This window comes from Streptomyces sp. NPDC029169, assembly GCF_055563935.1.
The window spans coordinates 335,002-361,627 of the sequence record NZ_JBVHXA010000005.1 but is presented as its reverse complement, the minus strand read 5'-3'; the positions used below and the strand labels follow the sequence as shown (position 1 = coordinate 361,627).

Sequence of the window (26,626 nt, the reverse complement as noted above, 5' to 3'; positions counted from 1 at the left end):
CTCTGCACGCATGGGAGAGCAGGAAGTGCCTACTGGCCGCGGCAAGCGCCGGCTCGGCGTGATGGGCGGAACGTTCGACCCGATCCACCACGGACACCTGGTGGCCGCCAGTGAGGTGGCCGCCCTGTTCCATCTCGACGAGGTGGTGTTCGTGCCGACCGGGCAGCCGTGGCAGAAGAGCCACAAGGCCGTCTCGCCGGCCGAGGACCGTTATCTGATGACGGTCATCGCCACGGCGTCCAACCCGCAGTTCTCGGTCAGCCGTATCGAGATCGACCGCGGCGGCCCGACGTACACCATCGACACCCTGCGGGATCTGCGCGCCCTCAACAGAGACTCGGACCTCTTCTTCATCACCGGGGCCGACGCGCTGTCGCAGATCCTGACGTGGCGCGACGCCGAGGAGCTGTTCTCGCTCGCCCACTTCATCGGCGTCACCCGGCCGGGTCACGACCTCACGGACGACGGTCTGCCCAAGGGCGGGGTCTCGCTCGTCGAGGTTCCCGCGCTCGCCATCTCCTCCACGGACTGCCGGGCGAGGGTCGCGCAGGGCGATCCGGTCTGGTATCTGGTGCCGGACGGCGTGGTGCGCTACATCGACAAGCGCCAGTTGTACCGCGGCGAGTGAGCCTCGGAGAGGGGCACCGGTGAACGATCAGAACCCGTACGACCCGTACTACCCGCAGCCGCAGATCATCGGCTACGACGAGTACGGGCAGCCGGTGTACCAGCAGGTCCCACCGCAGGCGCAGCAGTCGTACGACGCGTACGACCCGTACGCCGCGCAGCAGCCGCAGGCGCAGCAGCAGGGGTACGGCTACGACGCCTACGGGCGGCCCGTCCAGCCCCAGCAGCCCCAGCAGCCCCAGGCCCCCCGCCAGCCGCAACAGCCGCAGTACGACCCGTACGGGCAGCCGCAGCAGCAGGGCGGCTACGGCTACTCCTCGTACGACACCGGGCAGCAGTGGGCAGTCCAGGCGGACCCCACCCCTCAGGCCCGGCAGGCCCCCCGGGCGCCCGCTCCGGCCGCCCCGGTGGCCGCTCCCGCCGGTGTGCCGGGCCAGCGCCCCGCGCCCGACGGCGGCGGCGAGCGCGACTACCGCACCGAGCAGTTCTCGTTCATCGAGGAGCCCGACGAGGACTCCGAAGACGTCATCGACTGGCTGAAGTTCACCGAGAGCCGCACCGAGCGGCGCGAGGAGGCCAGACGCCGCGGCCGCAACCGGGTCGTCGCCCTGATCGTGGTCCTCGCGCTCGCCGCCGTCGGCGGCGTCGGCTACCTCTGGTCGGCGGGCAAGCTCCCCGGCATGTCCGCCGAGGAGCAGAAGCAGAACACCGCGACCGGTCCGCAGAAGCGGGACACGATCGTCGTCCATCTCCACGACCTCAAGAGCGGCGCCACCTCCACCGCCCTCCTGGTCGACAACACCACGACCGGGCAGGGCACGACCGTCCTGCTCCCCAACAGTCTCTCCGTGGCCAATGACGAGGGCTCGGCCACCACCCTCGCGAAGTCCGTCGAGGACGACGGCTCCAGCGGCACCCGCGAGGCGATCGGCAACCTCCTCGGTACGAAGATCACCGGCACCTGGCGGCTGGACACCCCGTACCTGGAGAACCTGGTCGAGCTGGTCAGCAACATCGACCTGACCACGGACGTCACCGTGCCCAGTGACAAGAAGGGCGAGGACCCGCTCGTCACCAAGGGCGAGAACCAGACGCTCAACGGTCGCGCGGCCGTCGCGTACGCGACCTACCGGGCGCCCGGCGAGGCCGAGGCCAAGCAGCTCCAGCGCTTCGGCCAGGTCCTCTACGCGGTGCTGCGCAAGATGTCCGACGACCCCAAGGCCAACGCGGACACCATCGCGACGCTCGTCATGATCCTCGACCCCTCCCTTCCGGAGAAGGACCTCGGTGCCTCGCTCGCCGGGCTGGCCAAGCACGCCAAGGGCGGCGACTACAAGACGGCGGTTCTCCCCGTGGAGCAGGACGGCTCGCTGAGCGAGGACGCGGCCTCCAGCGTGGTCAAGGACATCCTCGGCGGCAAGGTCAGCGCCCCGGAGCAGGGCGCGGCGGTCCGCGTCTCGGTCCGTGACGCCACCGGCAAGGACGCGACCGAGGCCGCCCGGGTCGTCCTGATCAACGGAGGCTTCGCCTTCGTGGGCGGCGCGGAGACGGACACCCAGGAGAAGTCGCAGGTCCTCTACGGTGACGACGCCCAGAAGACGACCGCGGGCGAGGTGGCCAAGACGCTCGGCCTCCCGGACAGCGCCGTCAAGAAGGGCGAGCCCGCCGGAAGCGCCGACGTCACGGTGGTTCTGGGCGAGGATTACAAGATCCCCGGGAGCAAGAAGTGACCTGCTCGTAATGGTTTGCGGGGCGGTCGGCGGCACGTGAGACCCTTGATGTGTCTCTGACCGCCGACGAAAGCCTGCTTGTGACCGCCACGGATCGCTCCATCGAGCTCGTCAACGCCGCCGCCCAGGCGGCGGCCGACCGGCTCGCGCACGACATCATCGCGTACGACGTCAGCGATGTGCTGTCGATCACCGACGCATTCCTGCTCGCCTCCGCACCCAGTGACCGCCAGGTCAAGTCGATCGTCGACGAGATCGAGGAGCGGCTCAACAAGGACCTCGGCGCCAAGCCGGTCCGCCGCGAGGGCGACCGCGACGCCCGCTGGATCCTCCTGGACTACGTCGACATCGTCGTCCACGTCCAGCACAGCGAGGAGCGGGTCTTCTACGCCCTGGAGCGGCTGTGGAAGGACTGCCCCGAGCTGCCGCTCCCCGAGGACGCGCTGAAGACCCGCGGTAAGGCCGCCGAGCACGCCGCGCTGCGCGGCGCCGCCGAGGAGACGGACGGTGAGCTGAGCTGAGCACCACCAAGGGCGGCATCGGCCGCCGCATCGTCCTGTGGCGGCACGGCCAGACCTCGTGGAACCTGGAGCGCCGTTTCCAGGGCTCCACGGACATCGAACTGACCGAGACCGGCGTCGCCCAGGCGCGCCGGTCCGCCCGGCTGCTCGCCTCGCTCAAGCCGGACGCGATCATCGCCTCCGACCTGAAGCGGGCGGCGGCCACCGCGGCCGAGCTGGCCGCGATCACCCGTCACCCCGTCGCGCACGACTCCGCCCTGCGCGAGACGTACGCGGGGGAGTGGCAGGGTCTGACCCACGACGAGATCGTGGCGCGGTACGGCGAGCAGTACGCCGCCTGGAAGCGCGGCGAGCCCGTGCGCCGGGGCGGCGGCGAGCTCGAGACCGAGGTCGCCGACCGGGCCGCCCCGGTGGTTCTGGAGTACGCCGATAAGCTGCCCGAGGACGGCACGCTCGTCGTCGTCAGCCACGGCGGCACGATCCGCACCACCATCGGCCGGCTCCTCGGCCTGGAGGCGCGTCACTGGGAGAGCCTCGGCGGGCTCTCCAACTGCTGCTGGTCCGTCCTCGGCGAGGGTGCCCGGGGCTGGCGCCTTCTGGAGCACAACGCCGGCACGCTGCCCGAGCCGGTCCTCGGCGACGACGACTGAGCCGCCCGCAGACCCGGATTTCACTTTCCGGCAGGTCACAGGCTAAAGTTCTTCTTGTTCGCAGCGCGGAGCGCGAAGAACACGAGGGGCTATAGCTCAGTTGGTAGAGCGCCTGCATGGCATGCAGGAGGTCAGGAGTTCAATTCTCCTTAGCTCCACAGTCACCGGATCCCGTCCCCGTCAGGGGGCGGGATTCGTCGTTTCCACCGGTTGTTTCTGTCACGTCCAGGTGTCCACCCCCTCGGCGCGGATCGTATCGAGCGCCCGCAGGCTCTCCTCGTCCTTCGGGGTGTAGGCCACGATCCGGCACTCCGGCATCCCGTTGATCGACAGCGACACCGACGTCATCCGAAGCTGTCCCACGGCGTCGTGACGGAAGGTCTTGACATGGCTTCCGGGCGGTACCACATCGCCGCTCCGCCACATCCGCGCGAACTCGGGGCTCGCCTCCGAGAGCCGCCGGACGAACGACTCCCAGGAGGGCTCGCCCACGTGCCGGCCGTACGCGCCGCGCATCTGGGCGACCATCAGCGGAAGCTCGCGCTCTCTGTCGAGGAGCGGACAGTCGTCGTCGCGGATCGTGAAGAGCGTCCACAGGACGTTGCGGACGCCGCGCGCCGTGCTCTCCGGGACGGAGAACAGCAGCCGGTACGTCGAGTTGGTCGCGAGCACGTCATAGCGGCTGTTGTAGACGACCGCCGGACGGGGCACCAGGGCGTCCAGGATGCCCTGGATCTCCGGACTGACCACCTCGACGTCCTCGGTGCCGTGCTCCGGCGCGAACGGCACCTCCGCCAGGTGGTACAGATGCTCGCGCTCGGGCCGGTCGAGCCGGAGGACGCGGGCCACCGCGTCGAGCACCTGGGCGGAGGCGTTGATCGGACGGCCCTGTTCCAGCCAGGTGTACCAGGTGACGCCGACACCGGAGAGCTGGGCGACCTCCTCGCGGCGCAGCCCGGGCGTGCGGCGGCGCAGGCCCGGTGGCATGCCCACGTCCTGCGGAGTCACCCGGGCCCTGCGGCTGCGCAGGAACGCGGCCAGTTCGTGTCTGCGGCGCTGTTGTGCCGGTGCTGTCAAGGTCGTCACACCCCCCATGGTCGAGTCCCCGTGCCGCCGTTGCCAGGTGGTGTCAGTACCAGCATCAGCGGGCTCTCGTTACCCGTATCGCATCGCCGTCACGCTGCCTGTCATGACGACGACCACAACACGTCCCGTACTCAGTAAAGACGGTGGCACCGACAACCGGCCGCGGCTGCTGCTCGCGGTCGTGCTCGCCGCCCAGTTCATGGCGCTGCTCGACGTCTTCATCGTCAACGTCGCCGCGCCCACGATCCGTACCGAACTCTCCGCCTCCGGAGCGGGACTTCAGCTCGTCGTCGCCGGATACACCATCGCCTACGCGGTCCTGCTGATCACCGGCGCGCGGCTCGGCGACCGGCTGGGCCACCGGCGGACGTACCTCGGCGGCCTCGCCCTCTTCACCGCCGCCTCGCTCGCCTGCGGACTGGCCGCGGGAACGGGCCAGTTGATCGCCTTCCGGCTCGTCCAGGGCGCGGGCGCGGCCCTGATGATCCCCCAGGTGCTCAGCCTCATCCAACGGAACTTCACGGGGGAGGGCCGCCTCCGCGCGCTCGGCGCGTACTCCGCGGTGCTCGCCACCGGCGCCGCCGCCGGCCAGGTCGCCGGCGGTGTCCTCGTCAGCGCGGATCTGTTCGGCAGCGGCTGGCGGCCGGTCTTCCTCGTCAACGTGCCCATCGGACTGATCCTGCTGGCCCTGGGCACCCGCGTACTGCCACGCGACGCGCGCACCGGACCCGCACCCGAACGCTTCCGCTCCCTCGACCTGCCCGGTCTGGTCCTGCTCGCCGCGGCCGTCTCGCTCCTGACCGTCCCCCTGGTCCTCGGGCAGGAGGAGGGCTGGCCGCTGTGGTCCTGGATCTCGCTCGCGGCCTCCGTGGTGGTCTTCGCGGCCTTCGGGGCGTACGAGTCGCGGCTGGCCCGTCGCGGCGGCACCCCGCTCATCGCCCCGCGCGTCCTGCGCGTCCCCGGCATCGGACGGGCCGCGATCCGGATCGGTGTGGCGATGGCCGTCAACGCCGGATTCCTGTTCACCATCACCCTGCACCTGCAGGGAGGGCTCGGATACAGCGCCCTGCGCGCCGGACTGACCTTCGCGCCCGCCGCCGTCGTCTTCGGCGTGGTCGGCCTCACCTGGCGGCGCTGGCCGGCCCCCGCGCAGCGCTTCCTGGTCCCGGGAGGGTTCCTCGCCGCCGCGGCCGCCGCGCTGGCCATGGGAGGCCTCCTTAAGGGCGGTGACACGGGCGGCTGGGCCCTCTATCCGGCGCTCGCCACCATGGGCGCGGGGCTCGCGCTCGCCTTCAGCCCCGCCCTGACCGGCGCACTGGCCGGCGTACGGCCCGAGGACGCCGCCGACGCCAGCGGTCTGCTCGCCACCGTCACGCAGCTCGGCCAGCTGATCGGAGTCGCGACCTTCGGCACGCTCTTCCTCGGCCGACTGGACGCGCCGGGGGCGCACGGCTCCGCCAACGCGCTGTGGGCGTGCGCTCTCGCGCTGGCCGCCGCGTCGATCTTGGGCGCCTCGACCGCCCTCGTACGCCGAGCCCGCTGACCCCCTTGCGGGGCCATGGCAGAATCGGACGGCCGGAGGGGAACGAGGGTCCGGACGGGAGGGAGTGCGCGTTGGCCGTGAGTGGTGCCGAGGATGCCGAGGCCCATGCCGTCGCAGCGCCCGCCGCGGTCCCGGCCGCGGCCCGAGCCGAGGGGGCCGGAGCCCGGCTCGACTGCCCCTCGTGCGGTTCCGCCCAGGTGGCCCACATGCTCGGTGACAACGGCGGAGTGTCCTATGTGTGCACGTCCTGCGGCCACAGCGGGAGCTGAGTGATGGGTGCACACAGGCGGAAATGCGACTGGTGCGGCAGTGGTACGCCCATCGTCCGGGACATGGACCCGGTCAACATCGAGTACCAGTACTGGTGCGAGGAGTGCGCGCGGGCGCTGATCATAAAAGGCGACCCCATCGAGACGTACCGCGAGCTCGAAGGGGAGCCGATCTACGGTCGCCTCCTCGACGAACACTGCACCCTCAAGCGCTTCTACTCCTTCGCCACGGCCTGACGCCGGCGCGTGAGGGCATAGCCCAGGAACAGCGCCGTCGAGGTGAGCGGATAGACCGCTGAGAGCAGCATCTGACCGGCGTTCTGGTCGAGTTCGGGGCGACCCGGGTCGTGCGGCACCCACCACAGCGCGAACGAGGCGAAGACCAGCGCCACCGCTCCCACCGTCCAGCCCGGCCGCACCCGGTCGCGGCGGTCCACCAGCAGCACGAGCAGCGGGACGCACCACACCCAGTGGTGGGACCAGGAGATCGGGCTGATCATCAGCGCCGTGATCGCACAGACCACCACGGCCAGGGCCTTGTCCCCGCGCAGCGCGGCCCGCACCGCGAGCACCATCGCCGCACTTCCGAGGACGGCCGCGACGACCGCCCACCACAGCCCCGGGTCGTCGGTGTGCATCAGCCGTGCCAGGACCCCGCGCAGCGACTGGTTGGCGGTCTCCTCGGCGAAGCCCACCCGGCCCGTCTCGAAGAGCGTCCGGGTCCAGAAGCGCTGGGAGTCGTACGGGAGGATCAGCGCGCTCGCCACGGTGGTCCCGAGAAAGACCGCCGTGGCGGTGGCGGCCGTGCGCAGCCACTGGTTCCAGCGCCTCTCCCGGCGCCACTGGAGCAGGCCGGCGGCCAGCAGGAAGACGACGAACAGACCGGGTGTGAGCTTCACCGCAGTCGCCAGGCCGATGCCCACGCCCGCCCAGCGGTTTCCCTCGCGACGTGTGAAGTCCCACAGCACGGCCACCGCTATGAGCAGATTGATCTGCCCGTACCGCAGCGTCGTCCACACCGGCTCGCACCAGACCACGACCGCCGCCACCCAGAGCGTGGTGCGCCACAGGCGGGTGCCGGACAGGGACGGACGGACCAGCTGCAGGGAGAGCTGGACCAGCGCGACCACAAGGAGCAGGTTCCCGGCGGTCGCCAGCGTCCGCATCAGCGGAACGCCGACGAACGTCAGCGGGACGAACAGCAGCCCCGCGAACGGCGGATACGTCATGGCGAGGTTCGCCGAGGTGGCGCGCATCGCGTAGAGGTCGCCGCCGGCCCGGACCGTCTCCCCCTCGGCCCGGTAGACCATCACGTCGAGCATGTTCACGTGAGCGAGCCGCTGGGCCACCCAGAAGGCTATGAACGACAGGAGACAGGCCGCCGCGGCGGTGGCGAGGGGCCACGGGCGGGCGCGGGTTCTGGCGAGCACGGACACGGTCACAGAGGGGGACCCTACCCGCCGCCGTCGGGCCGCCAGGGAAACGATTTGGTGATCCCACGGAGGGCCGGTTAATGTTCTGTCTGTCGCCGCGGGGGAAACCCGGAACGGGGCGGACAGCGAGGGGCTATAGCTCAGTTGGTAGAGCGCCTGCATGGCATGCAGGAGGTCAGGAGTTCAATTCTCCTTAGCTCCACAGAAAAGAAGCGGACCATCCGGATCGGATGGTCCGCTTCTTTGTGCGTCTCCTCCGGGGTGTCAACCCCTGCCGCTGCCCAGTGCCTTGCGGCCGCCGCCCGGCGGCAGGGCCGGGCGCTCCTGGGGCGCCTGGTCGATACGGAGCGCCAGCGCGGGACAGCGGCGTACGGCCCGCTGGGCCCGCCCGCGCAGATGCATCGGCACGGAGGCGTCGGCGAGTGCCGGATAGCCGTCCGGGCCCAGCCTGATCAGCTCCGGCACGATGTCCGCGCAGAGCCCGTGCCCCTGGCACAGCGTCCAGTCCACGGCCAGCTTCTCGCCGCTCGGAATCGACTCCTCCGCGTCCTGGTAGCCCGGTGCGGGGAGCGGCAGCACGCCGACGGTCGGCCGTCCGCAGCCGCCGTCGAGGACATGGGCGGCCAGATCGTCCGTGAAGGCCGAGAGGGTCGAGGCGAAGAAGCGGGCCGAACCGTCGGGGTGCTTGCACGCGCCCCGGCCCTTCACCGCCTGCGTGACCTCCCGCAGCGCCCCGAGCGCGGCCGGACCGCCCCCGTTCAGCACGTCGGAGAGGCCGCCGGCCGCCGCGGGCAGCCCGAGCCGGCACGGGCCGCACTGGCCGGCCGTCTCGGCCGCCAGCCAGTTCGCGACGCGCAGCGACTCCCCGAGCGGGCAGGTCTCCGGGCCGATCGGCAGGATCGCCCCGGCCCCGAGAGCGCCGCCGACCGCCGCCAGGGACGCGCGCGAGACGACAGCGTTGTCGACCGACACCGAGTCGATCCAGTTGCCGTGGTAGCCGCCCGTGAGGACCCCCTGGGGCAGCGCAGGGGCGCCCGCCAGCTGGAGCACGTACCGCAGCGGGACACCCGTGGGCACCTCGACGACCATGGGGCGCGCGACAGCCCCGGAGAGCGTCAGCAGGACCGTACCGGGCTCCGCCTCCAGACCGGTGTGGCCGTAGCGGCGCGGACCGATCCGGGCGGCTACGGCCAGCTGGGCGAAGGTCTCGGCGTTGGACAGCAGCGTCGGCGCACCGCCTACGCCCGACTCCGCCGCGCGCTCCCGGCGGCCGGGCGGCAGCGCGGGACCGCCGCCGGCCGCGCGGATCACCGCCGACGCCTCCCCGGAGACCATGCGCTCGGGAGTACGGACGACACGCGCGCGTAGCGCCTGTCCCCGCCGGTCGGAGAGGCCGCGTTCGGCGAGCGCGGACCGGATGGAGATCTCCGTGGAGTTACGGGTCACGGCCACGATCAGGGTGCGGGCACCGAGGGCCTCCGCGGCCAGCAGCGCGCCGTCCAGGATCAGGTGCGGGGCCCGGTTGAGCAGCACGGTGTCCTTGCGGCAGGCGGGCTCGCCTTCACTGCCGTTGACCACGACCACGGGGCGTACCCCGCGGCGGATCGCCGCCTGGCCGACCGCCCTGAGCTTGCGGCCGAAGGGAAATCCGGCGCCACCGCGCCCGTGGAGGGATATCTCGTCCGCGAGCTGGGCGAGCCGATCGCCGCTCATGGGGTCCAGGGGGCCGTGCACCTTCAGGTGCATGTCGAGGCCGAGCCGCTCGACCAGGTCGAAGCCCTGGGTGAGCTGCGGCAGACCGACCACGCGGACCTCGGGGACGTCGGGGAGCGGGGCGTTCACGGGCGGTCTCCTGCGGGTGCGGTCCAGGGCTCACCCGCGGGAGGCGGGCTGGCGTAGGTCGGCGTCGAGGGCGGTGCTGCGGTGTGGTGCGGCATCGGGGGCGGCGGTGCCGTGTACGTCGGCACGGGGGGCGAGGGGGCGGGCCAGTAACCGGCGCGGAGGGGGGTGTCGGGGACGACGGGGAGCTCCTCGGTCAGGGGGATGCGTTCGGCGAGCGGGACGGTGCTGTCGGGGGTGTACGGGGTGGGTCCGGGCGCCGGGGCGGCGCGGGACACCGCGCGGTACGCGGCCGAGAAGCCCGCGGGGAGGCCGGGCGTGGGGCGGTCGAGCCATTCGGCGGACACGGTGGGGGGTTCGTAGAGGTCCTGGCCGGCGGCGACCGCCGTGGCGGGGGTGATGGCCGTGGCGGCCGTGTCGGCGGTTCCGGACGGTGTTTCGGCGGTCCGGTCGGGCTGATCGGTGCCGTCGGGCTGCTGGGGCCGTGGGCGGCCTTCCAGGGAGGCGAGGAGTACGGCGAGCCTGTCGGCGAGCGCCCGCTGCGTGGGGGCGGGCAGCAGCCGGAGCGAGACGGCCGCGGCGACCGCTGTCAGCGCCAGGCAGTACATGACGACGACCCAGGTGGCGGCGGGCCGGCCCGCGTACAGGCCGTGCACCAGGGCGAAGCACCAGGCGGGATACGCCAGCATGTGCAGCGGCCGCCAGCGGGCGGCGAAACGACTCCGGCCCGCCAGGGTGCTGCGCAGCGCGCCGGTGGCGGCGGCGACGACCATGAGGAGCCCGGCGAGCGAGCCGAAGCCGATGAGCGCCGACGAGCCCGTGACGCCGAGTCCGAAGGGGAGCAGGGCGCCGATCGGCTCGACATTGCCCAGGGAGACCTTCACGGTGCCGTGCAGCAGCAGGAAGCCGAGCGAGGCGATCGCCGTGGCGCGGTGGACCCCCTGGGCGAGCAGCCGGTGCCGGGTGGAGAGCAGCAGCCGGTCGGTCGCTATCAGGCCCCACGCGACGGACGCGGTGAGCGAGACCAGCGACAGCACGCCGCTGGTGAAGTCGAGCGCGGCCCGGAATCCATCACTGCCGCCGAGGACGAGCAGCGGAATGATCACCAGCGCCGCGACCGAAATCCCGCCCTGAACCGGCCGGCTCATACCGGTTCGCAGGGCGGGGGAAGAGCGGATCTTGCGATGAGGGTTCATGGGGGCGACTCCGAATGGTGCGGATAAGCGGTCCCGTTGCCGCATGCTAAGTCGCTCCATACCGGCTGGTAGGTGGTTTGCTCGTTTACAAGGCGCTTGCTCGGCAACTGACTTTGGGGTTGCCCCGGATAGGGGCGATACGCGGAGTAACCCGGGCGCCTCGGGCGCCCCCTGGCAGCCGGGCGGAACGTCGGTGCGGCCCGCGCGGGCCCTGCGGTACCCTGACGCCATGCGTGCCGTACGCCTTCTGCTTAGCGAGCCGCGCTGATCAGTCCCGACGGATGAAAGATCCGGTCGGTATCGGCGCGGCGTCCCCTCCTGTGCGAGGGGATTTTTCATTTCGTGGCAGTGCAGTTCGCGGGCAGTGGGCAGAGACGATCGATGGAGCTTCAAGGATCATGAGCGAGATGAATTCGGCTGCCGAGACGGCGGCCCCGCATCGTTATACGGCGGCCATGGCCGCCGACATCGAGGCACGCTGGCAGGACTTCTGGGACGCCGAGGGGACCTACGAGGCGCCTAACCCGACCGGTGACCTGGCGGGCGATCCGGAGATCGTGGCCCGGCCCAAGAAGTTCATCATGGACATGTTCCCGTACCCCTCGGGTGCGGGCCTGCACGTCGGTCACCCGCTGGGCTACATCGCCACCGATGTCTTCGCCCGCCACCAGCGCATGACCGGCCACAACGTGCTGCACACCCTGGGCTTCGACGCCTTCGGCCTGCCGGCCGAGCAGTACGCCGTGCAGACGGGCACGCACCCGCGCGTGTCCACCGAGGCCAACATGGAGAACATGAAGGTCCAGCTGCGCCGGCTGGGCCTGGGCCACGACAAGCGCCGGTCGTTCGCGACGATCGACCCGGAGTACTACAAGTGGACCCAGTGGATCTTCCTGCAGATCTTCAACTCCTGGTACGACGACGAGGCCAAGAAGGCCCGTCCGATCGCCGAGCTGGTCGAGCAGTTCGAGAACCGCAACCGTGAGGTCCCGGGCACGCGCGCGTGGAGCGAGCTGAGTGCCGCCGAGCGCTCCGACGTCCTGAGCGAGTACCGCCTGGCGTACGCCTCCGACGCGCCGGTCAACTGGTGCCCCGGCCTGGGCACCGTCCTGGCCAACGAGGAGGTCACCGCCGACGGCCGTTCCGAGCGCGGCAACTTCCCCGTCTTCAAGGCCAAGCTGCGCCAGTGGAACATGCGCATCACCGCCTACGCGGACCGCCTGCTGGACGACCTGGACGCGCTGGACTGGCCCGAGGCCATCAAGCTGCAGCAGCGCAACTGGATCGGCCGCTCCGAGGGCGCCCGCGTCGACTTCCAGGTCGGCGAGGCCGGCGCGATCACCGTCTTCACCACCCGCCAGGACACCCTGTTCGGCGCCACCTACATGGTCCTGGCGCCGGAGCACGACCTGGTCGAGAAGATCGTCCCGGACGCCTGGCCGGCCGGCACCCACGACGTGTGGACGGGCGGTCACACCACCCCCGCCGACGCCGTCGCCGCCTACCGCAAGCAGGCCGCCTCCAAGTCCGACGTCGAGCGGCAGGCCGAGGCCAAGGACAAGACCGGTGTCTTCACCGGCGCGTACGCGACCAACCCGGTCAGCGGCGAGCAGGTCCCGGTCTTCATCGCCGACTACGTCCTGATGGGCTACGGCACCGGCGCGATCATGGCCGTCCCCGCCCACGACACCCGCGACTTCGCCTTCGCGCGCGCCTTCGAGCTGCCCATGCGCTGCGTCGTGGAGCCGAGCGACGAGCGCGGCACCGACCCGTCCACCTGGGACGACGCCTTCGCCTCCTACGAAGCGAAGCTGGTCAACTCCGCGAACGACGAGATCTCCCTGGACGGTCTGGGCGTCGTCGAGGCCAAGGCGAAGATCACCGCCTGGCTGGCCGACCGCGGCATCGGCGAGGGCACCGTCAACTTCCGTCTGCGCGACTGGCTGTTCAGCCGCCAGCGCTACTGGGGCGAGCCCTTCCCGATCGTCTACGACGAGGACGGCATCGCCCACTCGCTGCCCGAGTCGATGCTGCCGCTGGAACTGCCGGAGGTCGACGACTACTCGCCGCGCACCTTCGACCCGGACGACGCCGACACCCAGCCCGAGACGCCCCTGTCCCGCAACGAGGACTGGGTCAACGTCACGCTGGACCTGGGCGACGGGCCGAGGAAGTACCGCCGCGAGACCAACACCATGCCCAACTGGGCCGGTTCCTGCTGGTACGAGCTGCGCTACCTGGACCCGCACAACTCCGAGAAGCTGGTCGACCCGGCGATCGAGCAGTACTGGATGGGCCCGCGCGAGGGCATGCCGACCGGCGGCGTCGACCTGTACGTCGGCGGTGCCGAGCACGCCGTACTGCACCTGCTGTACGCGCGGTTCTGGTCCAAGGTGCTTTTCGACCTGGGCCACGTCTCCTCGGCCGAGCCGTTCCACAAGCTGTACAACCAGGGCATGATCCAGGCCTTCGTCTACCGGGACGCGCGGGGCATCGCCGTGCCGGCGGCCGAGGTCGAAGAGCGTGACGGCGGCTACTGGTACCAGGGCGAGAAGGTCAGCCGCGTCCTGGGCAAGATGGGCAAGTCCCTGAAGAACGCGGTCACCCCGGACGAGATCTGCGCCGAGTTCGGCGCCGACACCCTGCGCCTGTACGAGATGGCGATGGGGCCGCTGGACGTCTCCCGTCCGTGGGACACGCGCGCGGTGGTCGGCCAGTACCGGCTGCTGCAGCGGCTGTGGCGCAACATTGTCGACGAGTCGACCGGCGAGGCGACGGTCGCCGACACCGAGCCCGACGACGACACGCTGCGCGCCCTGCACAAGGCCATCGACGGTGTCTCGCAGGACATGGCGGCCATGCGCTTCAACACCGCCATCGCCAAGGTCACCGAGCTGAACAACCACCTGACCAAGGTGGGCGGCCCGGTGTCCCGCTCGGTCGCCGAGCGGCTGGTGCTGCTGGTGGCCCCGCTGGCCCCGCACATCGCCGAGGAGCTGTGGCGCAAGCTGGGCCACACCGACTCGGTCGTCCACCAGGACTTCCCGGTCGCCGACCCGGCGTACGTCGTGGACGAGACGGTGACCTGCGTCGTGCAGATCAAGGGCAAGGTCAAGGCCCGCCTGGAGGTCTCCCCGGCGATCACGGACGCGGAGCTGGAGGCGCTGGCGCTGGGTGACGCGAACGTGGTCGCGGCGCTGAGCGGCGCGGAGATCCGCAAGGTGATCGTGCGCGCGCCGAAGCTGGTCAACATCGTCGCCGGATAGTTCCGGCGGCGAGGCATGGGGGGTTTCCCCTACGGGCAGGTTGGGGGTTCCGAGGGAACCCCCGGCCTGCCCGTTCCGTTTACCGTGGAAGAACAACAGCCGAGGGAACTCGATCCACGCCGGAGGGGCGCACATGGAAGCCACGATTGTGATCATGGCGCTGCTCTTCTTCGCCTTCGTGGCGCTGGGGGTGTACGCGACCGTGAAGGCGGTCAAGGCGGCCAAGCGCGGCGTCGACCGCACGATCCACCAGGCTCGGCGCACCGTCGAGGACACCACCTTGCGCGCGAAGAGTTTCGGGCAGGGCGGGGTCGCCGGTGAGCTGGCCCAGCTGCGGCTCTCCCTGCGCACTTCGATGCGCGCGACGCAGGACGCCCTGCAGGCGGGCGTCGCCGAGGACGCCTCGCTGAAGGAGTCCCTCGACCTCTTCAAGCGGCTGAGTGCCCACGGCCGTGAGCTCGACGAGGAGCTCAAGCGACTCGAGCGGGAGCCGGACCGGGCGAGGGTCGCCGCCCAGCTCCAGGGCCTGCGGGAGCGCACGGAGCGGATCACGCACTCGGCCGACTCGCTGCGCTGGGCCGCCAGGGACCGCGCGCAGAGATTCGCGGAGGACGACCTGACCTCGCTGAGCGCGCAGATCGACCTGGAGGCGGGCGCGTTGCGCCACTGGTCGGGGGCGACCGCCCAGGACCCTGCCTCGGACGACTTCTCCTGGCCCGACGCGGGTGCCGCCGCGCCCGGAGCCGAGCGCGGACAGGTGTGGCCGGCGGAAGCGCACGGGCGGGCCGCCGCGGACGCCGCGTCGGGCGGCGACGCGAGCAGCGATGCGAACGGCGATGCGAACAACGGCGATGCGGACGGCGGGCGGCGCCCGGACACCACGGCCGCGGGACAGCAGCCGCAGGCGATCGCGGCGCGCGATCCGCGCCTGACTGCCTATCCGTGGGAGAAGTCGGCACGGCCCGAGACCACGAACTGACGTCGCGGAACGCGGGGGCCGGGCTGCCGCGGGGCGGCGTCGGCGGGTAACCTCCCGCTCATGTCCCGGCATGTCGCGATCGTCACCGATTCCACGGCCTACCTGCCACCCCAGACGATGGAGCGGCACGGCATCACCGCGGTCCCGCTCACCGTCGTCATCGGTGACAGAGCGCTCGAAGAGGGGACCGAGATCTCGGCCCGCTCACTGGCCCAGGCGCTCCAGAAACGCCGGCCGGTGACCACCTCGCGGCCGAGCCCCGAGGTCTTCGCGGCGACCTACCGCGCGGCGGCCGAGGCGGGGGCGCGGGGCATCGTCTCGCTGCACCTCTCCGCCGAGTTCTCGGGTACGTACGACGCCGCCGTCGTCGCCGCGAAGGACGCCCCGGTGCCGGTCAGGGTGGTCGACACCCGCATGGTGGGGATGGCGCTCGGCTTCTGCGCGCTGGCGGCGGCCGAGGTCGTGGACGCCGACGGCTCGATCGACGAGGCCGTCGCCGCGGCCGAGAAGCGGGCCGCCGGGACCTCCGCCTTCTTCTATGTCGACACGCTGGACTATCTCCGCCGGGGAGGCCGGATCGGCGCCGCGCAGGCGCTGCTCGGCTCCGCGCTCGCCGTGAAGCCACTGCTCCAGCTCGACGGTGGACGGATCGATCTGCGCGAGAAGGTGCGGACGGCGTCGAAGGCCATCGCCCGTCTCGAGGAGATCGCGGTGGAACGGGCGGGCTCCGGAGCGGTCGACGTCGCCGTGCACCACCTCTCCGCGCCCGAGCGGGCCGCAGCGCTGGCCGACCGGCTGCGGGAACGCGTGCCGGGACTGGAGGAGTTGCACGTCAGCGAGGTGGGCGCGGTGATCGGGGCGCACACGGGCCCCGGGCTTCTCGCCGTCGTGGTGTCGCCCCGCTGACGTGTTCATCCCTCGTGTGAGTGACGGGTTTTTCCACAACTGGGTGTCTATCCACGGAAATTGATGCGTCTCAGCAGGTTCAGGCGGATGTGTCTACCGTCCTGTCCATGGCTCTTCGCACACATCTCGCACCCCGTCACCCGGCGCGGCACTCCGCGCGTCACGCAGCGACGACCTCGGCTGCCTCCTCGGTGAGGAGGGCTACCGCGACCAGCGGGCCCGGCCGCGCGCCCGGATCGGACGGGCGCACCCGCGTCCGCGGTCGAGGTTCGCCTCCCACGCGTGCCCGAGGGCGGGCGCGGGGGAGGAACGCGGCCGCGGTGAGTGCCGGTGCGGCCGTACGGCGCCGGGGTGAGGCGCTGTTTCCCACCATGTCTCGGTCTGCCTCGGCCCAACCCCCGTCGGACTGGAGCGCGCCGGAGGTGGCCGCGCGGCCCGGCGCCCAGGAGGAGGGGGCGGCTTCCGGGCGGTGGGAGCGGCTGAGGCTCGCGCTGAGTGACCGGCTGCCCGTGTGGGTGCAGTCCAGGTGTGGCCTCGAACCGCGGACGCTGGCCGCGCTGGCCGTGGTCCTCGTCGTGGCCGCCGGTTTCGCCGGACGGTACTTCTGGACCGGGCGGCCTGAGGCGGTCCGTGCGCCGGAGATCGTGCGCGCGGCTCCGCTGTCGGACAGCGGGGCGTCTCCCGCGGTCTCGGCGGAGCCGACGAGCGGGGCGTCGCCGCCGGGCGTCGTGGTCGATGTGAGCGGCAAGGTACGGCGGCCCGGGGTGTTGACCCTGCCGGCCGGGTCACGGGTCGCGGACGCGCTGCGGGCCGCCGGAGGGGTCCGCCCGGGCACGGACCTCACCGGACTCAACCGCGCCCGGATCCTCATGGACGGCGAACAGGTCGCGGTCGGCGTGCCCGTACCGGCCGTGGGAGTCGGCGGCGCGGCAGTGGGCACGGGGGCCGGTCCGGGCGGTCGGGCGGCTCCGCTGAGCCTCAACGCGGCGACGGTGGATCAGCTCGACACCCTGCCGGGAGTCGGGCCCGTGCTCGCCCAGCACATCATCGACCACCGTACGGAGCACGGCGGATTCCGGTCGGTCGCCGAACTGCGCGAGGTCAACGGCATCGGAGAACGCCGGTTCGCGGACCTCGCGCCCCTGGTCCGGCCGTGAGCGCGCCCCGTGCTTCTGAGGTGCGGGGAGGGCCGTTGGTGTCCGACGCGCGCGAGGTGTCCGACGCGCCTGAGGCGCGTGACGCGGCCGAGGTGTCCGACGCGGCCGACGCGGCCGAGGTGGCCGAGGTGGCCGAGGTGTCCGACGCGGCCGAGGTGTCCGACGCCCCCGACGAGGCCGAGGTGTCCGGGCGTGGGCGGGAGGTCGAGGAAGGGCCGGTCGATCTCCGGCTGGTACCACCGGCGTTGGCGGCCTGGGGAGCGGCCGCGCTGGCGGTGGGTGCCGCGGGGTGGTGGGTGTTCGCGGGGGTGCTCGCCTGCCTGGCGGGTGCGGCCGTGCTGCTGACGACGGTCCTGCTGCCAACGGCTGTCCGTGGGCGGCCGGGTCGCCGGCTCAGGGTCACGGCGGGCGCCGCCGTGCTCCTGTGCGCCGCTGCCGGTGCCGCTTCGGGCGGGCTGCACGCGGCGGATCTGCGGCGGGGACCGGTGCCCGGTCTCGCGGAGCAGTACGCCCGGGCGCGCGTGGAGGTGACGGTCACCTCCGATCCCCGGCTCACCCGGCCCCGGATCCGGGGCGACAGGGCCGCCCCGGTCTCCGTCGTCCTGGGCGGCGAGGCGACCCGCGTCGAAGCGGGCGGAGCCGTCCACCGGACCAGGACCCCTGTCGTGGTGATCGTGCCGGCCGGGGAAGAGCAGCGGGAGTGGCTGCGGCTGCTGCCCTCGACCCGGCTGCGGCTCACCGCACGGCTCGCACCTCCGATGCGCCCGGGAGACCGGTTCGCGGCGGTGCTGCGGGTCGACGGTGCCGGACCGCCCCGGATCACGGGCCCACCGAGCACTGCGCAACGCACGGCCGGGGAACTGCGGGAAGGACTGCGCCGCGCGACCGAGGACCTCGACGGGGACGCCCGCGCGCTGCTGCCCGGCCTGGTCGTCGGCGACACCTCGCGGATCGAGCCGGAGCTGAGCGACGCGTTCGAGGCCACGGACCTCACGCACCTCCTTGCCGTGTCCGGGTCCAACCTCACAATCGTGTTGCTCCTGCTCATCGGACGGCCGGGTATGGCTCTGCGGGCGGAACGGGGCGGGCTCGCGCCGCGGCTCGGGATCCCGTTGCGGTCCACCGCGCTCATCGGGGGAGGGCTGACGCTCGCCTTCGTCATCGTCTGCCGGCCGGATCCGAGCGTGCTGCGGGCGGCCGCCTGCGGCTCCGTCGCCCTGCTCGCCATCGGTACGGGCCGCCGCAGGTCGCTGATCCCCGCGCTGGCGGCGGCGGTGCTGATGCTGGTGCTCTACGACCCGTGGCTGGCGCGGAGTTACGGATTCCTGCTCTCGGTCCTGGCCACCGGGGCGCTGCTCACGATCGCGCCGCGCTGGAGCGAGGCGCTGCGACGACGCCGGGTGCCGGGCAGGCTTGCCGAGGCGCTGGCGGCGGCCCTGGCGGCCCAGGCGGTGTGCGCGCCCGTGGTGGCGGTCTTCGCCGCCCGGGTGAGTCTGGTCGCGATCCCCAGCAACCTGCTCGCCGAGTTGGCCGTGGCCCCGGCCACGGTCCTCGGGTTCGCCGCGCTCGCGCTGGCCCCGCTCTGGCTTCCGGCGGCGGAGCTGGTGGCGGGGGTCGCGGCCTGGCCGGCCGGGTGGATCGCCGGCGTGGCCCGGGCCGGTGCCGCGTTGCCGGGGGCGGAGGTGGCCTGGCCCGGTGGCTGGTGGGGAGGGCTGCTGCTGGCCGGGCTCTCCGGTCTGGTCGTGCTAGGGGCGTGGAGAATGCCGTTCCGTCGGAGGATCGCCGCGGGCTGTGTCGTCCTGCTGCTCCTCGCGGTGGTGCGACCGCCGCCGCTGACCCGCCTCGTCAGCGGCTGGCCGCCGCCGGGCTGGGTGTTCGCGATGTGCCAGGTGGGGCAGGGCGACGCGACCGTGCTGGCGGCCGGCGGAGACTCGGCCGTGGTCGTGGACGCGGGTCCCGACCCGACGCTGGTGGATCGCTGCCTCCACGATCTCGGGGTCCGCCGGATCCCGCTGCTGGTGCTGACGCACTTTCACGCGGACCACGTCGCGGGTCTGCCGGGGGTGCTGCGTGGGCGGTCGGTCGGCGCGATCCAGACGACGGGGCTCGAAGAGCCCTCGGGGCAGGCGGCGTTCGTGCGGCGCACGGCCGCGGCGGCGGGAGTGCCCGTGGTTCGCGCCGGGCCGGGGGAGCGGAGGCGCCTGGGTCCGCTGGAGTGGCAGGTGCTGTGGCCGCGGGGGCAGCCCGGCGCGGCGGGGCCGGAGGAGTCGGAGCCGAACGACGCCAGTGTCACGCTGCTCGTCCGGACTGCGGCGGGGCTCAGCCTGCTGCTCCTGGGGGACCTGGAGCCGCCCGCCCAGCAGGGCCTGGTGCGGGCGTACCCCGCGCTCGCCCCGGTCGATGTGCTCAAGGTCGCCCACCACGGATCCGCCCATCAGGACCCCGGACTGATACGGGCGGTCCGGCCGCGGCTGGCGCTGGTGTCGGCCGGGCGGGACAACCCGTACGGCCATCCCTCGCCCCGGACCGTCGAGGCGCTGCGGGCCGGGGGAGCGGAGGTATTGCGGACGGACCTGGACGGGGCGATCGCGGTGACAGGTGCCGGAGCGGGACTGATGGCCGTACCGAGCCAGCCAAGACGCTTGTAAAGAAGTCGTTGTAAAGGAGTCTTTCTAAAGATAGGTTTACATCATGTCCGAGAACGAGACCACGTCGCCGCCCCCGGGTGGCGAGCAGCCCCGCAGCATCAGCCTCACGGACCCCCGGGCCCTGCGGGCGTACGCCCACCCGACGCGGATGGCCCTGGTCGGCCTGCTGCGGCGGAGCGGGCCGTTCACGGCGACGCGGGCGGCCGAGCTGACCGGGGAATCGGTGGCCAGCTGCTCGTACCACCTGCGGATACTCGCCAAGTACGGGCTGGTGGAGGAGGCGCCCGGCGGCCGGGGCAGGGAGAAGCCCTGGCGGGCGACGGCCAGGTACACCGACTGGCCGGGCGACAGCGAGGACACGACGGTGGCGGAGGCGGCGGACGCGCTGAGCGCCGCGGTCGCCGAGCGGTACTTCGAGCGGGTCGTCCGGGCCATGGAGGACCGGCACCGGCTGCCCAGGGAGTGGCGGGAGGCCGAGATGTTCGGCGACTCCCTCCTCTACCTCACGCCCGACGAGCTGGCCGCATTCGGCCGGCGGATCGACGAGCTGCTGCGGCCCTACGAGGCCCGCGAGTCCGACCCCTCCCTGCGGCCGGAAGGGGCCAGGCCGGTCAGCGTGCTGCGCATCGCGTACCTGGACCGCGAGATCCCCGAGGAGATTCCCGAACTCCTCGACGACGACGGTGAGGAGTGAGGGATGAGAGTGGCGAAACGCATACCCGCGCTGCTGCGCGAGCGGACCTTCCGGCGGTACTGGACCGGCCAGACCGTCTCGCTCGTCGGGGACCAGATCTCGCTCATTGCGATTCCGCTGGCCGCCGTGCTCGTGCTCGGGGCCGATGCCGCGGAGATGGGCTGGCTCAAGACCGCCGAACTGCTGCCCGCGTTGCTGCTCAACCTCCCCTTCGGGGCCTGGGCCGACCGGCAGGCCCGACGGCGGCGCGCCATGATCGCCGCAGACCTCGCGCGGGCGGCGCTGCTGCTGACCCTCCCCGTCGCGTATCTGCTCGACGCCCTCACCCTCGGGCAGCTCTACGCCGTGGCCTTCGGGGTCGGCGCGCTGACCGTGCTCTTCGAGGCGTGCAACGCCACGCTGTTCGTCGCGATGGTTCCGACCGATCGCTATGTGCAGGCCAACTCGCTGGTCAACGGCAGCCGTTCGATGGCCTGGCTGGCGGGTCCGGGGGCGGGCGGGGTGCTCGTACAGGTGTTGACAGCACCCTTCGCGATGGTCGCCGACGCCCTCACCTATCTGGTCTCGGCCGGCTTCCTGGCCCGGATCAGACCCGTGGAGCCCCCGCCCTCACCGGTCGGCAAGGGCCACTTCACCGAGGGCCTGCGCTGGGTCGTCCGGGAGCGCTCCATGCGGGCGCTGTTCGCGGCCTCCGGAACGATCCAGTTCTTCAACTACATGTTCCACACGCTGTTCGTGCTCTACGCCACGGTCGAACTGGGCCTGAGCCCGGGCGTTCTCGGGGCCGTGCTCGGCGCGGGAGCGGTCGGCGGACTGATCGGTGCCGTGTGCAGCGGGGCCGTCGTACGCCGCATCGGCATCGGTCGTTCGATCGTGGCGGGCTTCCTCGGCTTCACGCTGCCCCTGCTGCTCATACCGCTCGCCCAGGGCCCAACCGCCCTGGTCGTCGCCGTGCTGTTCACGGCCGAGTTCCTCTCCTGCGTCGGCGTCATGGTCGTCGACATCGCCGCGGGGTCGTTGCAGATGGCGCTGATACCCGACGCCATCCGGTCCCGGGTGATGGGAGCGTTCCGCACGCTCAACCACGGCTTCCGCCCGGTCGGCGCGCTCGCCGCGGGCGCGCTCGGCACGGCTCTCGGGCTGCGGCCGACCCTGTGGATCGCCACCGCCGGAGCCGTACTGGCCGTGCTGTGGCTGCTGCCCTCGCCGGTGATGCACACCCGCGAACTGCCCAGGCCGGCCGAGGAGGCCGAGGATCCGGTACCGGCGGCATGAGCCCGTCCGGTCGGCGGGCAGCACGGTAGTGGGGCGGTTCGTGCGGAGCCTCGGGCCACGGACCTCGGCCAACAGGCCTAGGGCGACCAGGCGGACCCGGGAGGCACGTTCCGCGTCCTCGAGACCGGGACGGCGACCTGGACGTGCTGCGGAACGGCAAGCCGCGGTACAGGCTGGAGCTGCGGCCGCGTCGGCTCGCCGACTTCACGGCGGGTGTCTGGTACCACCGCACCTCCCCGGACTCGCACTTCACCCGCTCCCTCGTCTGCTCCCGGCTCACCGACGAGGGCCGGATCACCCTCAGCGGCCACAAGCTCGTCACGTCCGCCCAGGGCGAGCGCACCGAGCGGCTGCTCGACGGGGACGACGAGGTGAGGGCGGCGTACCGCGACCTGTTCGGCATGGAGCTTGCCGACCTGCCGTCCGTTGCGCCGTCTCGTAGGCCCTAGCTGTCCTGTGCGGTCGTGGGCGGCCCGACGGGCTCGTCTACGGGGCTTCCAGCCAGCCCTCGTACTCCGCGGCGAGTTCGTCGAGCGCCGAGCGGTCCAGGCGGGCGTCCGGGTCCTCCACGACGACCAGCCACTGCGCGTCCTCCGCGTCGTCCTCGCCGGCCAGCGCGTCCCGTACGAGCTGAGGCTCCTCGGCGACGCCGAAGCGGGCGGGTAGCTCCTCGGCCACCTCTTCGGCGGCGTCGCGGTCGGGCAGCACCAGTACATGTCGTTCGCTCACCCCGCCATTCTCGGGCATGGGGGTGGGTGTCAGTGGGGCGTGGGATGCTGGATCGCGATGATCCGCAGACAAAGCAAGCAGAATTCGAACGACGATCTCCTCGCCCCCGTCACGCTCGCCGTGGGCCAGGAGGACCTGCTCCTCGACCGTGCCGTCCAGGAGGTGGTGGCCGCTGCCCGAGCCGCCGACGCCGACACGGACGTACGAGACCTCACCTCCGAGCAGCTCCAGCCCGGGACGCTCGCGGAGCTGACGAGCCCGTCGCTGTTCGCGGAGCGCAAGGTGCTGGTCGTGCGGAACGCGCAGGACCTGTCCGCGGAGACGATCAAGGACATCAAGGCGTACCTCGACGCGCCGATCGAGGAGATCACGCTCGTGCTCCTGCACGCGGGCGGCGCCAAGGGGAAGGGCCTGCTGGACGCGGCGCGGAAGGCGGGCGCGCGGGAGGTGGCCTGTCCGAAGACGACGAAGCCGGGGGAGCGGCTGACGTTCGTACGGCAGGAGTTCCGGGCGCTGGGCCGGTCGGCCACGCCCGAGGCGTGCCAGGCGCTGGTGGACGCGATCGGCAGCGATCTGCGGGAGCTGGCGTCGGCGGTGTCGCAGCTGACGGCGGACGTGGAGGGGACGATCGACGAGGCGGTCGTCGGGCGGTACTACACGGGGCGGGCGGAGGCGTCGTCGTTCAACGTCGCGGACCGGGCGGTGGAGGGGCGGGCGGCGGAGGCCCTCGAGGCGCTGCGCTGGTCGCTCTCGACCGGCGTCCCGCCGGTCCTGATCACCAGCGCGCTGGCGCAGGGCGTCCGGGCGATCGGCAAGCTGTCGTCGGCGCGGGGCGGGCGGCCGGCGGATCTGGCGCGGGAGCTGGGGATGCCGCCGTGGAAGATCGACCGCGTGCGGCAGCAGATGCGGGGCTGGACGCCGGACGGGGTGTCGATGGCGCTCCGGGCGGTGGCGGAGGCGGACGCGGGCGTGAAGGGCGGGGGGGACGACCCGGAGTACGCCCTGGAGAAGGCGGTGGTCGCGGTGGCGAGGGCGGCGCGGCTTCGGCGGTAGGCGGTAGGCGTGCGGTTGCAGGTGCCTGTCTCCGGGGCGGGTTGATCCCCCCACCCCGCCCCTTCCCGAAACCCTGACGGGGGCTGGTGGGGGTGACACAATCCCGGGCTGCGCCCCGGCCCCGCGCGGCGGCAGTTTCGCGCCGGGGGCGCGCTCCGTCCCGCCGGGCGGCGGCGGCTTCGCACCGCGCGAGCGCGGCCCGGTGCGGCGGCTTCGCGCCGGGGGCCTGGCCCGGTCCCGCTGGGCGGCGGCGGCTTCGCGCCGGGGGCCTCGCCCGGTCGCGCCGGGTGGTGGCAGGTGTGCTTCCGGGACGACGAAGGCCCCGGGGCTCCTGGGGAAGGAGGCTCGGGGCCTTGTCGTGTGGATGGTGGGCTCGTGCACGCGTGGCGAACGCGTATCGCGCACGGGTCCGGGGTGCCGGGTGGGAGCGGGAGAGAGGGCCCGCTGGGTCCCGTCCGGCGTTACATCAGAGGGGCTCAGCCCTGCAGAGCACCAACCTTGGTGGCCAGCGCCGACTTCTTGTTGGCGGCGGCGTTCTTGTGGATGACACCCTTCGAGACAGCCTTGTCGAGCGCGCGGGAGGCGGCGCGAGAAGCCACGACGGCCTTCTCGACGTCACCCGCGGCGACGGCCTCGCGGGCCTTGCGGATCGCGGTCTTGAGCGAGGACTTGACGGCCTTGTTGCGCAGGCGCGCCTTCTCGTTCGTCTTGTTCCGCTTGATCTGGGACTTGATGTTCGCCACGAAAAGAGCCTTTTCAGGTTCGGTGTTGTTTCTGAGGTGTGCCCCATCGCTGAGAGGGCGTACGAGACACAGCTGTCCACGGTATCAGGCGGCCTCGTGCCTGCCCAAACCGGGCGGACCTTGTCACTCGTGGGACCATGGAGCCTACGTATCGATCCGACCATCGCCCCGAGACGAGACCCTGCGTGCCCGCGACTCCTACCCACGTGCCTGAGCCGAGCCGTACCGACCCGGCGCTGATCCGCAATTTCTGCATCATCGCGCACATCGACCACGGCAAGTCCACGCTTGCCGACCGGATGCTCCAGCTGACCGGCGTGGTCGACCAGCGGCAGATGCGCGCCCAGTACCTCGACCGGATGGACATCGAGCGCGAGCGCGGCATCACGATCAAGTCCCAGGCGGTGCGTCTTCCCTGGGCCCCCACCGAGGGCGCGGGCCAGGGGAAGACCCACATCCTCAACATGATCGACACCCCCGGGCACGTCGACTTCACCTACGAGGTCTCCCGGTCCCTGGCGGCCTGCGAGGGCACGGTCCTGCTCGTCGACGCGGCCCAGGGCATCGAGGCGCAGACCCTCGCGAACCTGTACCTCGCGATGGAGAACGACCTCACGATCGTTCCCGTACTGAACAAGATCGACCTGCCCGCCGCGCAGCCGGAGAAGTTCTCCGAGGAGCTCGCCAACCTCATCGGCTGCCAGCCCGAGGACGTGCTCAAGGTCTCCGCCAAGACCGGTCTCGGCGTCGAGGCGCTCCTCGACCGTGTCGTCCGGGACGTCCCGGCCCCCGTCGGTGTCGCCGACGCCCCCGCCCGCGCGATGATCTTCGACTCCGTCTACGACTCCTACCGAGGCGTCGTGACGTACGTCCGTGTCATCGACGGTCAGCTCAACAAGCGTGAGCGGATCCGGATGATGTCCACGGGCGCCACGCACGAGCTCCTGGAGATCGGGACCAACTCGCCCGAGATGCTGCCGGCCGACGGCCTCGGCGTCGGCGAGGTCGGTTACCTGATCACCGGTGTGAAGGACGTCCGGCAGTCCAAGGTCGGTGACACGATCACCACCCTGAACAAGGGCGCCACCGAGGCCCTCGGCGGGTACAAGGACCCCAAGCCGATGGTCTTCTCCGGCCTCTACCCGCTCGACGGCTCGGACTACCCCGAGTTGCGCGACGCCCTCGACAAGCTCCAGCTCAACGACGCCGCGCTCGTCTACGAGCCGGAGACCTCCGCGGCCCTCGGCTTCGGCTTCCGCGTCGGCTTCCTCGGACTGCTGCACCTGGACGTGATCCGGGAGCGCCTGGAGCGCGAGTTCGGTCTCGACCTGATCGCCACCGCCCCCAACGTGGTCTACCGCGTGGTCATGGAGGACGGCAGCGAGCACACGGTCACCAACCCGAGCGAGTTCCCCGAAGGCAAGATCAACGACGTGTTCGAGCCCGTCGTGCGCGCCACGATCCTCGCCCCGAGCGAGTTCATCGGCTCGATCATGGAGCTCTGCCAGACCCGTCGCGGCACGCTCCTCGGCATGGACTACCTCTCCGAGGACCGGGTCGAGATCCGCTACACCCTCCCCCTCGCCGAGATCGTGTTCGACTTCTTCGACCAGCTGAAGTCCAAGACGCGCGGTTACGCCTCCCTCGACTACGAGCCCACCGGCGAGCAGGCCTCCAGCCTGGTCAAGGTCGACATTCTGCTGCACGGCGACAAGGTGGACGCCTTCTCGGCGATCACCCACAAGGACGCCGCGTACGCGTACGGCGTGCGCCTCGTCGCCAAGCTGCGCGAGCTCATCCCGCGGCAGGCCTTCGAGGTGCCGATCCAGGCCGCCATCGGCTCCCGGGTCATCGCCCGCGAGACCATCCGCGCCATCCGCAAGGACGTCCTCGCCAAGTGTTACGGCGGTGACATCTCCCGTAAGCGGAAGCTGCTCGAGAAGCAGAAGGAAGGCAAGAAGCGGATGAAGATGGTCGGCTCCGTGGAGGTCCCGCAGGAGGCCTTCATCGCCGTCCTGTCGAGTGACGACTCCGCCGGCGGCAAGGGCAAGAAGTAGCCGGCGTGTCGGTGCGAAGTCATCGGCTGTTCAGCTGACAGATACATCGAACGGGTCTCCGCAGGAACGCTGCGGAGGCCCGTTCGTTATGAAGCGGGTATCAAGAGGCGGCCCGCAGACTCTTACGCGCCGGACCCCGGCGCCTTACTCTGATCGCGGCTCGAAGGTTACTCGCCAGTTGGAAATGCGCCATCAGCGCCGCATCAGCCCATCAGAACGTTTACC

Annotated in this window: 22 protein-coding genes, 2 tRNA genes and 1 pseudogene; 19 read left to right on the top strand and 6 right to left on the bottom strand. The window is 71.8% G+C overall.

The window, feature by feature from the left end:
• Positions 1-10 precede the first annotated feature (10 nt).
• From nadD to ACZ4VI_RS12995, 5 genes are all read left to right on the top strand, one after another.
• Positions 11-628 (top strand): nicotinate-nucleotide adenylyltransferase, encoded by a 618-nt coding sequence (gene nadD, locus ACZ4VI_RS13015; protein WP_467999241.1) that lies wholly within the window; start codon positions 11-13, stop codon positions 626-628.
• A gap of 19 nt (positions 629-647) precedes the next feature.
• Entirely contained in the window at positions 648-2,357 is a 1,710-nt protein-coding gene (locus ACZ4VI_RS13010) for an LCP family protein (RefSeq protein ID WP_467999240.1), read from the top strand.
• Between the two features lie 80 nt (positions 2,358-2,437).
• Complete coding sequence (gene rsfS, locus ACZ4VI_RS13005; RefSeq protein ID WP_467999239.1) at positions 2,438-2,878, top strand: ribosome silencing factor; 441 nt, start codon at positions 2,438-2,440, stop codon at positions 2,876-2,878.
• A complete protein-coding gene (locus ACZ4VI_RS13000; protein WP_467999320.1) occupies positions 2,875-3,528 on the top strand; it encodes a histidine phosphatase family protein in 654 nt (217 codons plus the stop codon). Before rsfS ends, ACZ4VI_RS13000 begins: the two co-directional genes overlap by 4 nt.
• A gap of 85 nt (positions 3,529-3,613) precedes the next feature.
• A tRNA-Ala gene (locus ACZ4VI_RS12995) sits at positions 3,614-3,686 on the top strand.
• A 61-nt stretch (positions 3,687-3,747) separates the two neighbouring features.
• Here the strand turns inward: ACZ4VI_RS12995 and ACZ4VI_RS12990 are convergent.
• Positions 3,748-4,623 carry a helix-turn-helix transcriptional regulator gene (locus tag ACZ4VI_RS12990; RefSeq protein ID WP_467999238.1) on the bottom strand — a complete coding sequence of 292 codons (876 nt, stop codon included), beginning with the start codon at positions 4,621-4,623 and terminating at the stop codon, positions 3,748-3,750.
• Positions 4,624-4,717: 94 nt separating this feature from the next.
• Between ACZ4VI_RS12990 and ACZ4VI_RS12985 the strand changes: the two genes are divergently transcribed.
• The 3 genes from ACZ4VI_RS12985 to ACZ4VI_RS12975 all read left to right on the top strand — a co-directional run bounded on the left by ACZ4VI_RS12985 (position 4,718) and on the right by ACZ4VI_RS12975 (position 6,663).
• Complete coding sequence (locus ACZ4VI_RS12985) at positions 4,718-6,157, top strand: MFS transporter (RefSeq protein ID WP_467999237.1); 1,440 nt, start codon at positions 4,718-4,720, stop codon at positions 6,155-6,157.
• A 77-nt stretch (positions 6,158-6,234) separates the two neighbouring features.
• Positions 6,235-6,426, top strand: a complete 192-nt coding sequence (locus ACZ4VI_RS12980; RefSeq protein WP_467999236.1) for a hypothetical protein — start codon at positions 6,235-6,237, stop codon at positions 6,424-6,426.
• 3 nt (positions 6,427-6,429) lie between these two features.
• On the top strand, positions 6,430-6,663 hold the full coding sequence (locus ACZ4VI_RS12975) for a hypothetical protein (RefSeq protein ID WP_361970244.1): 234 nt from the start codon (positions 6,430-6,432) through the stop codon (positions 6,661-6,663).
• Here the strand turns inward: ACZ4VI_RS12975 and ACZ4VI_RS12970 are convergent.
• The gene (locus ACZ4VI_RS12970; protein ID WP_467999235.1) at positions 6,642-7,868 is read right to left on the bottom strand and encodes a glycosyltransferase 87 family protein; all 1,227 of its coding nucleotides are present in this window, start codon (positions 7,866-7,868) and stop codon (positions 6,642-6,644) included. The genes ACZ4VI_RS12975 and ACZ4VI_RS12970 overlap by 22 nt on opposite strands.
• Before the next feature lie 120 nt (positions 7,869-7,988).
• Here ACZ4VI_RS12970 and ACZ4VI_RS12965 point away from each other — a divergent pair.
• Positions 7,989-8,061, top strand: a tRNA-Ala gene (locus tag ACZ4VI_RS12965).
• Between the two features lie 62 nt (positions 8,062-8,123).
• Here the strand turns inward: ACZ4VI_RS12965 and ACZ4VI_RS12960 are convergent.
• Both ACZ4VI_RS12960 and ACZ4VI_RS12955 read right to left on the bottom strand, forming a co-directional pair.
• Positions 8,124-9,701 (bottom strand): ferredoxin, encoded by a 1,578-nt coding sequence (locus tag ACZ4VI_RS12960; protein ID WP_467999234.1) that lies wholly within the window; start codon positions 9,699-9,701, stop codon positions 8,124-8,126.
• Positions 9,698-10,894: a hypothetical protein gene (locus ACZ4VI_RS12955; RefSeq protein ID WP_467999233.1), complete on the bottom strand. Its 1,197-nt coding sequence runs from the start codon at positions 10,892-10,894 to the stop codon at positions 9,698-9,700. Before ACZ4VI_RS12955 ends, ACZ4VI_RS12960 begins: the two co-directional genes overlap by 4 nt.
• Before the next feature lie 398 nt (positions 10,895-11,292).
• Here ACZ4VI_RS12955 and leuS point away from each other — a divergent pair, with 398 nt between their 5' ends.
• From leuS to ACZ4VI_RS12915, 8 genes and pseudogenes are all read left to right on the top strand, one after another.
• Positions 11,293-14,160: a leucine--tRNA ligase gene (gene leuS, locus ACZ4VI_RS12950; RefSeq protein WP_467999232.1), complete on the top strand. Its 2,868-nt coding sequence runs from the start codon at positions 11,293-11,295 to the stop codon at positions 14,158-14,160.
• Positions 14,161-14,293: 133 nt separating this feature from the next.
• Positions 14,294-15,139, top strand: a complete 846-nt coding sequence (locus ACZ4VI_RS12945; RefSeq protein WP_467999231.1) for a hypothetical protein — start codon at positions 14,294-14,296, stop codon at positions 15,137-15,139.
• Between the two features lie 60 nt (positions 15,140-15,199).
• A complete protein-coding gene (locus ACZ4VI_RS12940; RefSeq protein WP_467999230.1) occupies positions 15,200-16,045 on the top strand; it encodes a DegV family protein in 846 nt (281 codons plus the stop codon).
• Between the two features lie 371 nt (positions 16,046-16,416).
• On the top strand, positions 16,417-17,202 hold the full coding sequence (locus tag ACZ4VI_RS12935; RefSeq protein ID WP_467999229.1) for a ComEA family DNA-binding protein: 786 nt from the start codon (positions 16,417-16,419) through the stop codon (positions 17,200-17,202).
• A gap of 155 nt (positions 17,203-17,357) precedes the next feature.
• Entirely contained in the window at positions 17,358-19,850 is a 2,493-nt protein-coding gene (locus ACZ4VI_RS12930) for a ComEC/Rec2 family competence protein (RefSeq protein ID WP_467999319.1), read from the top strand.
• 43 nt (positions 19,851-19,893) lie between these two features.
• Entirely contained in the window at positions 19,894-20,544 is a 651-nt protein-coding gene (locus ACZ4VI_RS12925; RefSeq protein WP_467999228.1) for a winged helix-turn-helix domain-containing protein, read from the top strand.
• A 3-nt stretch (positions 20,545-20,547) separates the two neighbouring features.
• Entirely contained in the window at positions 20,548-21,819 is a 1,272-nt protein-coding gene (locus ACZ4VI_RS12920; protein WP_467999227.1) for an MFS transporter, read from the top strand.
• Positions 21,820-21,903: 84 nt separating this feature from the next.
• Positions 21,904-22,268 (top strand): annotated as a pseudogene (locus tag ACZ4VI_RS12915) (arylamine N-acetyltransferase); the annotation flags it as partial.
• A gap of 37 nt (positions 22,269-22,305) precedes the next feature.
• Here ACZ4VI_RS12915 and ACZ4VI_RS12910 read toward each other — a convergent pair.
• The gene (locus ACZ4VI_RS12910; protein ID WP_467999226.1) at positions 22,306-22,566 is read right to left on the bottom strand and encodes a hypothetical protein; all 261 of its coding nucleotides are present in this window, start codon (positions 22,564-22,566) and stop codon (positions 22,306-22,308) included.
• 39 nt (positions 22,567-22,605) lie between these two features.
• Here ACZ4VI_RS12910 and holA point away from each other — a divergent pair, with 39 nt between their 5' ends.
• Positions 22,606-23,601, top strand: coding sequence for a DNA polymerase III subunit delta (gene holA / locus ACZ4VI_RS12905; RefSeq protein ID WP_467999225.1), 996 nt, complete (start codon positions 22,606-22,608; stop codon positions 23,599-23,601).
• Positions 23,602-24,077: 476 nt separating this feature from the next.
• Here holA and rpsT read toward each other — a convergent pair whose 3' ends face one another.
• A complete protein-coding gene (gene rpsT, locus ACZ4VI_RS12900) occupies positions 24,078-24,344 on the bottom strand; it encodes a 30S ribosomal protein S20 (protein ID WP_384893243.1) in 267 nt (88 codons plus the stop codon).
• Between the two features lie 185 nt (positions 24,345-24,529).
• Between rpsT and lepA the strand changes: the two genes are divergently transcribed.
• Entirely contained in the window at positions 24,530-26,401 is a 1,872-nt protein-coding gene (gene lepA, locus ACZ4VI_RS12895; protein ID WP_467999224.1) for a translation elongation factor 4, read from the top strand.
• The last annotated feature ends 225 nt before the right edge of the window (positions 26,402-26,626 follow it).